14 protein-coding genes are annotated in these 12484 nt (G+C 65.7%); 4 read left to right on the plus strand and 10 right to left on the minus strand.

Annotated features, from left to right (window positions below; all coding sequences use genetic code 11):
* The first annotated feature begins 61 nt into the window (after nt 1-61).
* A complete protein-coding gene (locus TL10_RS14360; RefSeq protein ID WP_043396843.1) occupies nt 62-721 on the plus strand; it encodes a potassium channel family protein in 660 nt (219 codons plus the stop codon).
* Here the strand turns inward: TL10_RS14360 and TL10_RS14365 are convergent.
* Both TL10_RS14365 and TL10_RS14370 read right to left on the minus strand, forming a co-directional pair.
* A complete protein-coding gene (locus TL10_RS14365) occupies nt 718-1389 on the minus strand; it encodes a hypothetical protein (RefSeq protein ID WP_052506414.1) in 672 nt (223 codons plus the stop codon). The two genes, TL10_RS14360 and TL10_RS14365, sit on opposite strands and share 4 nt — an antisense overlap.
* Nucleotides 1390-1393: 4 nt before the next feature.
* Nucleotides 1394-1867 (minus strand): nuclear transport factor 2 family protein, encoded by a 474-nt coding sequence (locus TL10_RS14370; RefSeq protein ID WP_043396847.1) that lies wholly within the window; start codon nt 1865-1867, stop codon nt 1394-1396.
* Nucleotides 1868-1959: 92 nt separating this feature from the next.
* On the opposite strand from TL10_RS14370, the gene TL10_RS14375 reads away from it, so the two are divergent.
* Both TL10_RS14375 and TL10_RS14380 read left to right on the plus strand, forming a co-directional pair.
* Nucleotides 1960-2577 carry a TetR/AcrR family transcriptional regulator gene (locus tag TL10_RS14375; RefSeq protein WP_043986111.1) on the plus strand — a complete coding sequence of 206 codons (618 nt, stop codon included), beginning with the start codon at nt 1960-1962 and terminating at the stop codon, nt 2575-2577.
* 10 nt (nt 2578-2587) lie between these two features.
* On the plus strand, nt 2588-3034 hold the full coding sequence (locus TL10_RS14380) for an OsmC family protein (RefSeq protein WP_043986112.1): 447 nt from the start codon (nt 2588-2590) through the stop codon (nt 3032-3034).
* Here the strand turns inward: TL10_RS14380 and TL10_RS14385 are convergent.
* From TL10_RS14385 to TL10_RS29635, 3 genes are all read right to left on the minus strand, one after another.
* Nucleotides 3031-4131: a ferritin-like domain-containing protein gene (locus TL10_RS14385; RefSeq protein WP_043986113.1), complete on the minus strand. Its 1101-nt coding sequence runs from the start codon at nt 4129-4131 to the stop codon at nt 3031-3033. The genes TL10_RS14380 and TL10_RS14385 overlap by 4 nt on opposite strands.
* A gap of 83 nt (nt 4132-4214) precedes the next feature.
* Nucleotides 4215-4985 (minus strand): enoyl-CoA hydratase, encoded by a 771-nt coding sequence (locus tag TL10_RS14390; RefSeq protein WP_043986114.1) that lies wholly within the window; start codon nt 4983-4985, stop codon nt 4215-4217.
* 48 nt (nt 4986-5033) lie between these two features.
* Entirely contained in the window at nt 5034-6317 is a 1284-nt protein-coding gene (locus TL10_RS29635) for an adenylate/guanylate cyclase domain-containing protein (protein ID WP_082067946.1), read from the minus strand.
* Between the two features lie 228 nt (nt 6318-6545).
* Here TL10_RS29635 and TL10_RS31450 point away from each other — a divergent pair, with 228 nt between their 5' ends.
* Nucleotides 6546-6716 (plus strand): hypothetical protein, encoded by a 171-nt coding sequence (locus TL10_RS31450; RefSeq protein WP_168176106.1) that lies wholly within the window; start codon nt 6546-6548, stop codon nt 6714-6716.
* A 59-nt stretch (nt 6717-6775) separates the two neighbouring features.
* On the opposite strand, the gene groL is transcribed toward TL10_RS31450, so the two are convergent.
* The 5 genes from groL to TL10_RS29640 all read right to left on the minus strand — a co-directional run bounded on the left by groL (nt 6776) and on the right by TL10_RS29640 (nt 12373).
* Complete coding sequence (gene groL / locus TL10_RS14400) at nt 6776-8395, minus strand: chaperonin GroEL (RefSeq protein WP_043396865.1); 1620 nt, start codon at nt 8393-8395, stop codon at nt 6776-6778.
* 80 nt (nt 8396-8475) lie between these two features.
* Complete coding sequence (gene groES / locus TL10_RS14405) at nt 8476-8778, minus strand: co-chaperone GroES (protein ID WP_029367666.1); 303 nt, start codon at nt 8776-8778, stop codon at nt 8476-8478.
* Nucleotides 8779-9007: 229 nt separating this feature from the next.
* The gene (locus TL10_RS14410) at nt 9008-9790 is read right to left on the minus strand and encodes a universal stress protein (protein WP_043986115.1); all 783 of its coding nucleotides are present in this window, start codon (nt 9788-9790) and stop codon (nt 9008-9010) included.
* A gap of 24 nt (nt 9791-9814) precedes the next feature.
* Nucleotides 9815-11236, minus strand: a complete 1422-nt coding sequence (locus TL10_RS14415) for a DUF445 domain-containing protein (RefSeq protein ID WP_043986116.1) — start codon at nt 11234-11236, stop codon at nt 9815-9817.
* Between the two features lie 30 nt (nt 11237-11266).
* The gene (locus TL10_RS29640; RefSeq protein WP_052506416.1) at nt 11267-12373 is read right to left on the minus strand and encodes an Abi-alpha family protein; all 1107 of its coding nucleotides are present in this window, start codon (nt 12371-12373) and stop codon (nt 11267-11269) included.
* Nucleotides 12374-12484 lie beyond the last annotated feature (111 nt).

Genomic DNA, 12484 nt, shown 5'->3' on the forward strand with positions numbered 1-12484 from the left:
TGTATCTGGGAACCTGCTGCGGGCTGCGGTAGGCGACAATGACTGCGTGAGCACCCGGGGCATGCGAGTCGCGATCGCCGGCGCCGGCGCGGTGGGCCGGTCGGTGGCGCAGGAACTCGTCGCCAACGGTCACAAGGTCCTGCTGATCGAGCGCGACATCAACAAGTACGAGCCGCCGACGGTCCCCGAGGCCGACTGGCTGTGGGCCGACGCCTGCGAAGTGGCCTCACTCGAGGAATGCGGCATCCAGACGTGCGACGTGGTGATCGCCGCGACGGGCGACGACAAAGCGAACCTCGCGATGGCGCTGTTGGCGAAAACCGAGTTCGGGGTGCCGCGGGTGGTCGCGCGCGTGAACAACGTGGCCAACGAGTGGTTGTTCACCGACGACTGGGGTGTCGACGTCGCGGTGTCGACACCGCACGCGATGGCCGCCGGGGTCGAGGGCGCCATCGATGTCGGTCACCTGGTGCGGCTGATGGGGCTACGTCAGGGGCACGCGAACCTGACGAAGTTCACGCTGCCACCGGACAGCCCGTTGATCGGACGCACCATCAGGGACCTGACCCTGCCGCCGAACACGCTGTTGGTGACGGTGCAGCGCGGCAGCCGGATCATCGTGCCCAAGTCCGGGGACAGCTTCGAGGACGGCGACGAATTGCTTTTCGTCGCAGACGAATCCGTCGACGGCGACATCCGCGACCTCATCCACGGCAGTTAGAGCGCGTAGCAGTACCTGCTGGTCGGCACCGAGTCGAGATTGGTGTGGGCGCCGAAGCGCATCACGCTCTCGACCATGAGAGTCATACGGCGCTGCAGTTCCGCATCGTCGCCCCCGCTGCCGTAGAACGCGTGCACGTCGGTCATGGCCGCCATGTGGAACAGCTCCTCGACGACGGCGTCGACCCGCTCGGTGCCGTGCACTGTGCGCAGGACCCGGTTCTGTACGTAGCCGAAGGTGTCCTGGGTGTCGATGGCGACGCTGGTGTGTTGCCCCTGCCAGATCTGGAGCCAGTCGGCCGGATCGAGATCCGCCGGGATCCGCAGGAAGCCGATCTGCGCCAATGCCGTTGTCCGAATACCGTTTTCCACGTCGGGCGGCACCAGCCGCACCGTCTCCTCGACTTCCCAGCCGGCACTGCGCGCAGAGATCGCGGCCAGCAGGTCGGAAATGGGGTCCGGATCGACGCCGGCGTCGGTCCACACACTGACCACCGCCGGCACCGGGTTGTCGAAGGTGGTGATGCGCAACATCGCCGCCTCGACGTCGGCGTCGTCGACGTTGATCTGCAACCGGCCCACCCCCGCGGCCCGCAGCAGTACATGTAGTTGGGTCGACTGCAGGGCGGTGTCCAAACCGGCGCCCCACAAGGCGTAGATCAGCTTCACGACGTCAGCCGTGCTTCGCAGCCATGGGCGCGGACTGCATGACGCCACCGGCCTTCAGCCACTCACCTACGACGCGCGGCGCGTCGCGCACGGGGTTGTAGACGTCCTCCTCCGAGGAGAACAGGTTGTCCCCGGCGTAGACGAGGCGGGTGATGTTGGGGAAGCCGAACACCTTGCCCGGCTCGGTGGGATGGTCCAGGGCATTGATGATCTCGGTGACGATCGCGCCGTTCTCCTCGTCGATCGCGACCCAGGTGTGCGGGAATCGCATGTGCGGGAACGGCTTCATCACGCCGATGATCCATTCGCGGACCGCCTCGCGGCCGTGCATCTCGCCGTAGGCGTGCTCGATGTAGTGCACGTCCTCGGTGAACAGATCGGCGAACGGGCCCCAGTCCCCTGTGTTCGAACAGACCTCGACGACCTTGGTGTAGTGATCGAGCGCGGCCATCAGCTCGTCCCTGGTGAAGCGTGGCATGTGTAAACCTCCAAGAAGACTAGAATCAATTTCAGTTTTGGGACTCTACCCAACATCTAGAATTCGTTCCAGACCCAAAAAGGAGCTGCACCGTGGCAAGAATCGCCGAACCGCGCCCGGCCGCCGAGCCCAGCTCGGCCGTGCAGCAGCAGCGTCGTGCCGCGATCCTGCAGGCCACCGCAGCCCTGGCGGCACAGAAGCCGGCCGACCAGGTCCAGATGAACGAGGTCGCACGCGCGGCCGGGGTCGCGCTGGGCACCCTGTACCGCTACTTCCCCTCCAAGACCCACCTGTTCGTCGGCCTCATGGCCGACCGGGTGGACCGGATGCAGGACGGCATCCGTCGCCGGAAGGTGCCGGCCGGAACCGCCGCCGATCGCGCCTTCGACGTCCTGTCGCGCGCCACCCGCCCGATGCTGCGTCAGCCGCACCTGACCGCCGCAATGCTCAACTCGCTGAACACCGCCGATGCGACGGCCGTGGTCGAGGTGGGGCATATCGACCGCCAGGTCCGCAGCATGTTGCTGACCATCTGCGGGGTGGATGATCCGGGGCCACAAGATGTTTCGTTGATGCGGCTGGTTCAGCACACCTGGCACGGCATCCTGCAGTCCAGCCTCAACGGACGAATCTCAGCCGACGAGACGGAGGACGAAATTCAGCTGGCCTGCCGACTGATCCTGGCACCGTTGTCCGATGTCCCCGGTTAGCCTGGTCGGCATGACAACACCATCGCCCGAAGGCACCGTCACCGTGGCCGAGAGCGGCGCGGGGACCTACACCCAGGAGATCATCGCCGGCGGGCACCGGTTGATCGCCGACGAGCCCCGCCCGTTCGGCGACGACGCGGGACCGTCACCCTATGACCTGCTGCTGTCGGCCCTGGGTGCGTGTACCTCGATGACGGTGCGGATGTATGCCAACAAGAAGGACTGGCCGCTGGAGCAGGTGCGAGTGTCATTGCGGCACGCGAAGATTCATGCGAAGGACTGTGCCGACTGCGAAACCGAGCAGGGCATGATCGACCACATGGACCGCGAGATCGAACTGATCGGCGACCTCGACGCTGACCAGCGGGAGAAGTTGCTGTCCATCGCCGAACGCTGCCCCGTGCACCGGACACTCACGTCCACGGTGCACGTCTCCACGACGTTGCGGCCGGCCTAACTCGCGGCCTGCGCGATGATGTCGTCGACTTCCGTTGCGCGGACAGCCATCTCGGCGTGGGCCTTGTCGAGCGCGTCGGCCTGATCCTCGTCGGCCTTCATCATCCCCTCGATGTCGAAGCCGGCCATGTCCAGCACGCCCATGTCCGCGAACGCCTTCTGCACCTTGGGGCCCCACAGCCCAATGTCCTTGACGATCGGCACGATTCGGCTGAACAGGTGCGAACGGAACTGGCTCAGCATGGGCGCCGTCTCGACCCAGTCGACACAGGCTTGGACGTCGAGGCCGAGCGCGTCGTACACTTCGTCGCCGCGAAGCCGGTCACGCATGAGGTAACAGGCCTCCACGACGAACTCTTCGCGCTCGTTCCGCTCGGCGTCACTGATCTGGGAGTAGTAGTCCTTCAACGAGATTCGGCCGAAGGCGACGTGCCGGGCCTCGTCCTGCATGACGTAGGCCAGGACCTGCTTGGCCAGCGAATTGGGCGCCGCCAGGTCGCGCTGCACCCCGAACGCGGCGAGCGCGAGGCCTTCGATGAGCACCTGCATGCCGAGATAGGGCATGTCCCAGCGTGAGTCGCGCAGGGTGTCCTCGAGCAGCACGGACAGGTTCTTGTTGACCGGGTAGACGACGCCGACTTTCTCCTGCAGGAAGCGCGAGAACGTCTCGACGTGGCGGGCCTCGTCCATGGTCTGGGTGGCCGCGTAGAACTTCGCATCCAGGTCCGGCACCACCTCGACGATCTTCGCCGCGCACACCATCGCGCCCTGCTCGCCGTGCAGGAACTGGGAGAACTGCCAGGCCTGCGAGTGCTGGCGCATCTCGGCGCGCCGCTTCTCGTCGGCCGACTCCCACATCGGGCTGCCGAACAGTGGATGGAACTCGTCGGGCAGGCCGATCGGGTTCATTGGGTCGACGTCCTGCGACCAGTCGATACGCGACTGGGCGTCCCACTGCTTGTCCTTGCCCTTTTGGTACAGGGACAGTAGGCGCGCGCGGCCGTCGTCATATTCCCAGGTGAAGCGTGCATCGCCGCCGCTCGGCACGTCCCAGGAGTAGGGCGTGGGCACCTGCGTGTACTTGTCCTTCGTGGTCACGAACGGCCGCCTCTCTGCCCCCGATGTGTCCAGATAGAAATATGGCTCACATCACAGTGCGCCGAGGACGGCCAACCCGTCAACTACTTGGTTGGGCGTTTCTCGATGAAAGCCAGCACGCCCTCGAGTGCGCTCGGGTCCATCATGTTGCAGGCCATCGTCGTTCCGGCGTCCGCATAGGCGGCTTCGATCCCGACCTCGATCTGGCGGTAGAACAACGCCTTTCCCATCGCGACCGCGACGGCCGGTTTGGCGACAATGCTCGCGACGATGGCCTCGACCTCATCGTCGAGCGCGTCCGGGTCCGCCACCCGGTTGACCAACCCCAACACCTTGGCCTCCTGCGCGGAGATGAACTCGCCGGTCACGAGCATCTCGAACGCGGCCTTCTGCGGAATGTTGCGCGACAGCGCGACTCCCGGTGTCGCACAGAACAATCCGACGTTGATGCCGCTGACCGCGAAGCACGCGTCGTGGCTCGCCACCGCGAGATCGCACATGGCGACGAGCTGACAACCGGCAGCGGTCGCCAGACCATGCACCCGTGCGATCACCGGCACCGGCAACCGCTGGATCGCGAGCATCACCTCGGTGCACTGTGCGAACAGATCCTGGTAGTACTCCAGCGACGGCTCCGCGCGCATCTCCTTGAGGTCGTGCCCGGCGCAGAACGCCCTGCCGGATGCTGCCAGCACGACGGCCCGCACCGTCCCGTCGTTGGCGAGAGCGGCGAAGGCCTCCCCCAACTCCGTGAGCATCGCCTCGGACAGCGCGTTGAAGGCCTGCGGACGGTTCAACGTCAGCGTGACGACGCCACGGTCGTCGCGGTCGCGCCGCAGCAGCGGTTCGGTCATCGTCGGACGCTAACACTGATTTTCGACCCCAGCCGGCTCGTCCGTCTATCAGCGGGCGCCCTCGAGAAAGTACGTCGTCATGGGCCCTTTCCCCTTGACGTCGACCACCTGCGGGTCGCTGAATTCGTAGCGGTGCGCAAGGAGCCCGTGAGTGGATTCGGACACCTGGATCTGGTGCGGGCGGCCACTCGATTCCATGCGGCTCGCCGTGTTCACAGTGTCGCCCCACAGGTCGTAGATGAACTTGCGCTGCCCGATCACACCCGCGACCACCGGGCCCGACGAGATGCCGATCCGCATCGAGATCGGACTCGGCCAGCTCGATGACAGCCGGGTGACGGTGCGTTGCATGTCGAGGGCCAGCTCGGCCATCGATGCGGCGTGGTCCTCATCGGGGATGGGCAGACCCGCGACGGCCATGTACGCGTCGCCGACCGTCTTGATCTTCTCGATGCCCCGCCGGTCGCAGAGCTCATCGAACGCGCGGAACATCGTGTCCAGCAGCTGCACCAGCGCCTCGGGTGTCAGCGTCTCGGACAGGGGCGTGAAGCCGACGATGTCGGAGAACAACACGCTGACGCTCGGCGCTGAGTCGGCGATGGTCAGCGCGCCGTCCCGCAACCGGTCGGCAATCGGGGCCGGCAACACGTTGTACAGAATCTCCTCGGTCCGGGCCCGCTCCTGCTCGACTTCCCGCTGCCGGAGAAAGTCGATACGCCGCAGCCGCTCCAGCGCATAGGCGATCAGCACGCTGATCGCGGAGAGCCCCGCGATCTGCGGCGCCATCAGGCCGAGGTCGTCCAGGCTCCCCCGGGCGCTCGGCAGTTCCAGGCACACCGCGACGAACACAATGGTGTTCGCCAGCGCCGCGTGCATGCGCAACCGCAGCAGGCCGACGGCGCCGAGGAGCGTGACGGTGGCCGAGGTCATCAGGTACTGGGTCGGGAAATCGCCGACGGCAGCCAGCACCGGTACCAGCAGCACCTGGACGATCGTCAGCTGTACGACAGCGGCGACCTGCAGATGATCCTGGAGCGATCGGACCTGTCGGGTCGCCACGATCCCGAGGAGGAAGATGCCGATGGTGACCGCTCGGACGATCAGGGCACCCGGGACGAAACCGCGCAGGACCAGGAAGTCCACGGCCGCGTACACAACGGTGAACACGATGCCGACCAGCTGGGCGAAGGTAGCCGCCCGCAGCCCGTTCGCGTCGTCGTGCGCCCGGAACTCCCGCTCGGAGTCTTCGTCGTCGAACTCCAGCATCCACTTGCGCATATGGAGCTGGGCATGCCGCTGCTGCACCCAGCACCGCATCGATTGCGCATCCACAGGGCGAAACTAGCCGAGACCGGGACTTGTCGTACCTCAGTTCCATCACCTCGCGCGGCTGTGAGGACTGTGCAGAGAATTCGGCGACATCCGTGCACAGGCCTCACGGCAGCCGCGAAGACTTAATTCTGCCAACCGTGGATCAAATCCTGCCGACCGGAATGTGCCTGCGACACAGCAGGTTTAAACCATCAGAGCACCAACAACAACCGAAGAAGGGGTTTCGAAATGAAGAAGTTCGGCTTTGCCACCCTGATCGCATCGAGCATGACCGCCGCCGTCCTGGGCCTGGCCGTCCCCGCTCAAGCGACCACCGGAACCCCCATCGGTCCGCACTACGGCGTCGACAACCACGACAACACCTACACGACCAACGGGTTCTACGACCAAGCATTCTGAACCAGAAACACGAAAACGCCCCCGGCCCAACAGGACCGGGGGCGTTTCGTTGGAACTACCTAGTGGGCGTGGCCGTGGTGGCCGTGCCCGTGATCGGCTTCCTCGGCCGGCTTCTCCACGATGGCCGTCTCGGTCGTCAGGATCATCCGGGCCACCGAAGCGGCGTTGAGCACCGCGGACCGGGTCACCTTGGCCGGGTCGACGATGCCGTCGGCCAGCAGGTCACCGTAGGTCAAGGTGGCGGCGTTGAAGCCCTGCCCGAGGGGCAGCTCGGACACCTTGTTCACCACGACCGAACCGTCCAGGCCGGCGTTGGTGGCGATCCAATAGAGCGGGGCCGACAGCGCCGAGGAGAAGACCTCGAGGCCGATCAGCTCGTCGCCGGTCAGCGAGCCACGCAGGCCGTCCAGTGCGGCACGGGCCTGGACCAGAGCGGCGCCACCACCGGTGACGATGCCCTCTTCCACCGCGGCCTTGGCGGCGGCGACGGCGTCCTCGACGGCTTCCTTGCGCTTCTTCAGGTCGGTCTCGGTGGCAGCGCCGACCTTGATGACGGCCACGCCGCCGGCCAGCTTGGCGAGGCGCTCTTCGAGCTTCTCGCGGTCCCAATCCGAGTCCGAAGCCTCGATCTCGCTGCGCAGCTGCGCCTTGCGGCCGTCGATGGCCTCGGAAGTGCCGCCACCGTCGACGATCACGGTGCTGTCCTTGGTGACCACGACGCGACGGGCGGTGCCCAGCACGTCCAGGCCGGCGTCGCGCAGGACCAGGCCCACGTCCGGGTTGACGACCTGGCCACCGGTGACGACGGCGAGGTCATCCAGGAACGCCTTGCGGCGGTCACCGAAGAACGGCGCCTTGACCGCGACGGCCTTGAGGGTCTTGCGGATGGCGTTGACGACCAGGGTCGACAGTGCTTCGCCCTCGATGTCCTCGGCGATGATCAGCAGCGGCTTACCGGCCTGGGCGACCTTCTCCAGCAGCGGCAGCAGGTCGGGCAGTGAGCTGATCTTGTCGCGGTGCAGCAGCACCAGCGCGTCCTCGAGGACCGCTTCCTGGGAGTCGAAGTCGGTGACGAAGTACGCCGACAGGAAGCCCTTGTCGAAGCCGACGCCCTCGGTGACCTCGAGCTCGGTGTTCAGGGTCGAGGACTCCTCGACGGTGACGACGCCGTCGGCACCGACGCGGGTCATGGCCTCACCGACCAGCTCGCCGATCAGTTCGTCGCGCGACGAAACGGTCGCGACCTGGGCGATGGCGGTCTTGTCGGACACCGGCTTGGCCGCGGCCAGCAGGGCCTCGGACACCGCGTCGGCGGCCCTCGAGATGCCCACGCCGAGCGCAATCGGGTTGGCACCGGCAGCGACGTTGCGCAGGCCGGCCTTGACGATGGCCTGAGCCAGCACGGTGGCGGTGGTGGTGCCGTCGCCGGCGACGTCGTTGGTCTTGGTCGCGACGGACTTGACCAGCTGGGCGCCGAGGTTCTCGAACGGGTCTTCCAGATCGATGTCGCGGGCGATGGTGACGCCGTCGTTGGTGACCTGCGGGCCACCGAAGGCCTTGGCCAGCACCACGTTCCGGCCGCGCGGGCCGATGGTCACGCGGACTGCGTCGGCGAGCTTGTCGACACCGGCTTCCATGGCCCGGCGCGCAGCTTCGTTGAATTCAATGAGCTTGCTCATTAGAGCCTTTCGCTGATACGCATACCGCCCCGGACATCACCCGTGCGGACACGGGGATTTCCGGGGCGGGACACGAATGCTTACTTGGAAACGACAGCCAGCACGTCGCGGGCAGAGAGGATCAGGTACTCCTCGCCGTTGTACTTGATCTCGGTGCCGCCGTACTTGCTGTAGATGACGGTGTCGCCCTCGGCAACGTCCAGGGGGATCCGCTTCTCGCCATCCTCATCCCAGCGGCCGGGGCCAACTGCGACGACGGTGCCTTCCTGCGGCTTTTCCTTGGCGGTGTCAGGGATGACCAGACCGGAAGCGGTCGTGGTCTCGGCCTCGTTGGCCTGAACGAGGATCTTGTCCTCGAGTGGCTTGATGTTGACTGCCACGATGGAAGCCCTCCACTTGGTTGGGGTGTTGATCCAGGGCCAATCCCCGGATGCCAGGTTGTTCGGCAAGCGTCCTGACCACACACCGTCGTCGCGGGTGCCGGAGCGCGGTTGGCCGCGTGCCACCTAGCACTCTATACACGCGAGTGCTAGCGCTCAAGGGTGGGGCAGTGCCGGATCGACCAAACTCGCTGTGGGCTGAAACCGAGGCCCACCCGGCTGAGTTGCCGGGCTACTCAGCAGCCGGTGCCGTGTTGACCAGGAGCAGGTTCGACGTCGCCCGATGGGTGATGGTGTTGGCCGTCGAGCCCAGGACGCGGGCGAAGCCCGCCATGCCACGGTTTCCGATCACGACGAGGTCATATTCGGCGGTCGCGAGCACGTCGGCCGGATCACCGAGCAGCGCCTGCCGGGCCAGCGAGCCGGTGACCTCCAGTTGGCTTGCGACATTCTCGAGCGTCTCCTCGGCCGCGGCGGTGTCACCGGCGACGGTGACCAGGACCGGCCGGACGCCGAGGGCGGCCGCCAGGTCGTACCCGGCACGCGCCGCGCGCACCGAGGTGTCGGAGCCGTCGGTGGCCAGGGCGATCGTCTGCACTGCCGCGACGGCCTTGCGCACGAACAACACATCCACAGGACTGTGGTGGGACAACTCGTTCGAGGTGCTCCCCCACAACCGGCTGGCAGTCTGGCCGAGCCCTGCCGCACCAACCACGATCAGCGCGCGGTCGGACTGCGCCGCGGCGTCGACCAGTGCGTCGAACGCACTGCCCTTCACCGGAATCCTCTCGATCGCCGTGACTCCCAGCGCGGTGAGATCGACGTCGGCGCCCTCAGCCGTCAGCTCCGCCCACGGCTGTTCGCGCCCTCCGGGCACCGAGACGCTGGGCTTCCACGCGGTGACGACGGTGACCGGCACACCGAGCACAGCCGCCACCACACCAGCGACGGTGACGGCGTCGGTTGCCTCGTCGGATCCGTCGGTGCCGACGACGATCCTGGAATAGGGCGCCATTGCGGTCCTTTCGGTCACGTGGGATCAGGCCCCGAAGACGAGGATGTGGACGGCGCCGACGACGACGCCCAGGAGCCCGCCGTGGGCATACAGCAGCCACGCGTCCTGCTCGATCGCCGAGTACAGCATCTCGCCGAACCGGTCGGGCGGCAGCGCCCGGAACTTCTCGGTCGCGAACGTTTCGATCTTCTTGGCCTGGGTCTTGTTGAACCCGGGGTCGTAGAGGACGCTCGGGGCGAAGTCGACCAGCTTGTCACCGGCGCCGCGCTGCAGCCCCTCGACGTCGACGACGCCGAAGGATTTCCGGGCGACGACCAGGTACGGCCCCAGGATGCGCTCGGCCTCTTCCCCGACCGCGGATTGGATGAGCGCCCGGGTCTTGTCGGCGCTGGCACCGTTGAGCAGTTCGTGCGCGAAGTTCTTGACCGTCAGAACTTGCAGCGAGAGCATCGTGGCGAGTTCGTGCGCCGCCTGATGCTGGCGCTTCGCGAAAAGTCCTTGCTTCCAAAGGTATTTGTAGCGCGGCTGCGGCTCCCCCGGCTCGAACACCACCTTGATCGCGATGATGTTGACGATGATGCCGATGACCGCGGCACCGCCGAGTACCCACAGCCAGGTCGGCAGGAAGTGCAGGATCGAGTCGACGAATCCCGGCAGGTGGATAGCGAAACCGCCATGAGCCGCAGCGTGTTCGCGCGCCTCGTCGCTGGAGTAGTAGATCAGCGACAGCCACAGCGCCAGCAGGATGCCGAACGGGAAGCCCAGCGCGCCGATGCGCACCATGAACCGCAGTTCGGGCACCGCCATGCCTTTGATGATGTCCCGCAACACTTCTGGATTACGGCGCAGGAAGTTGACGGTCATCAGCTTGACGTTGAGCAGCTGGTCGATGTTCTCGCCGATCTTGGCGAACGCGCGCTTGGAAATGGTCGGCAATTCGGCGTCGACCGTCTGCAGCACCTCGTCCTTCAACGGCTGCGGGAGCGACCGCCACATCTGCGGATGCCGGGCCTCGATGATCTCGGTGGTCAACCGGCCGATATCCGGTCTCGCGGCCACCGCGATCGCTTTGGCGAGTTTGTCGGGATTGAGTTGTTCATAGACGTCCGAGATCTTGCCGATCCGGGCTATGGAGGTGTCGACGATGAGACTGGCCATCTTCTCGGCGCGACACGGAATGAATCCCTGGAAACCCAGAATTCCGTTGGGCGCGAAGGTCGGCAGAATCTGGACCTTGCGCGGCAGAAAGGGAAATATCCGTTTCAGGCCCGGCACGTAGAACCCGGTGAACCGCACCGGCGCGAACAACATGATCACGCCGGTCCAGTTGGTTATCAAACCAGCGATCATGCTGAAGATCGGCACGCTGATGATGTCGACGATGAATTTCGATTGTCCGGTGAGCTCCTCCCAATCAAGAAAGGGCCCGGCAGCGAGCGTTGTCATGAAATGTCCCTGGGCTTGTCGGGGTCGGGGTCAGTGCTGGTGCTTGTGCGCGGCAGGGTCAGGCGGGCCTTTCCCGATGATCTTGTCGCCGCGCTCATCGGTGGCCCAGCCGCCGGCGTTGTAGCCGTCGGTGTCGATGCAGACCTCGCAGAACTGCTCACCGAATTCCGACAGGTAGATGCTGCGGTACACGCTGATCGTCTTGGGTATCGACTCCGTCACCTCGAGTGCTCGCGGTTGCACTTCGAGCAGCGCGTAACGCCGGTAGTCGGCCACTGGTTCAGACGAAAACCGCACCAGACCAAGACGATTCAGATTCGCGAGATAGCGTTGATCGGCCTCCGGCCAACTGCAACCGGCCATGTCCGCGATCATGTTCACGCCCCTGACGAGCCGCTCCGAGCCGATCTGGAACATCGTCTTCGTTCGGATGTCGATGGCCGGCTGGACGCCGGCAACGGCCAAGAACCGCAGCATCCGAACTTCGTCGGGCGCAAGTTCGCCAAGAATGTGTCCGAATGCCGGATGCCGGTGCGCCTGCTTGCGAGTCGGCTTCTGCGACTTGGCAATCAGCTCATCACCCCAGTGGCGCAGATCGGCGTCGCCGTCGTGCTTGGCGGATTTCTCGTCACCGTCGTGGTGGTCGGCCTTCTTCTTGCCAGGGTTGTCGGCACCGCCGACCACGCGACGCACCGGCGTGACGGCGGCGCCGAGGACGGCCGCCGGATTCAGCGCCGACTCGGCAGCACGCTTGAGGCCGCCAAAGATTCCCTGGCCTTCGACCGGCGACGGGTCCGGCGCCACGACGGGTAGCACAGTGGTTGCGGCACCGACATTTTCGTCCTCGGCGTCAATATCCTCGCGGGCGTCGGCCCCTTCCAGCGGCCGGGAGATCGCCGCCGGCTCTGGGTGCGTCTCGCGTCCGGGTAGCCGGCTGAGAATGTTCACGACCTTCCACAGGTCGCCCGCGGCAGCCCGGGTCGATTGCACGGCTGCCGCGACGTCCCGCACGGTATCGATGCCCAGTTTGGTGAGCGGATCGACTATGGCGCCCAAGGGATTACCGCTTGGTCGCTGACTGGCATCGTCGGAGGGCAGCGCGTCGTGCGCTTTGTCGGATTTTGGATCGTCGCCCATAATTCGCCTCCGTCAGACTGTGCGAGTAATTATCCAAAGGACCGGCTCGCTGACATGCGTTTCGCGTTGATCCAAAAGCTACTGACGGCAGCCCAAGCAAACTACGTCGCA

Source organism: Mycolicibacterium llatzerense, assembly GCF_000878195.1.
GTDB lineage: Bacteria > Actinomycetota > Actinomycetes > Mycobacteriales > Mycobacteriaceae > Mycobacterium > Mycobacterium llatzerense.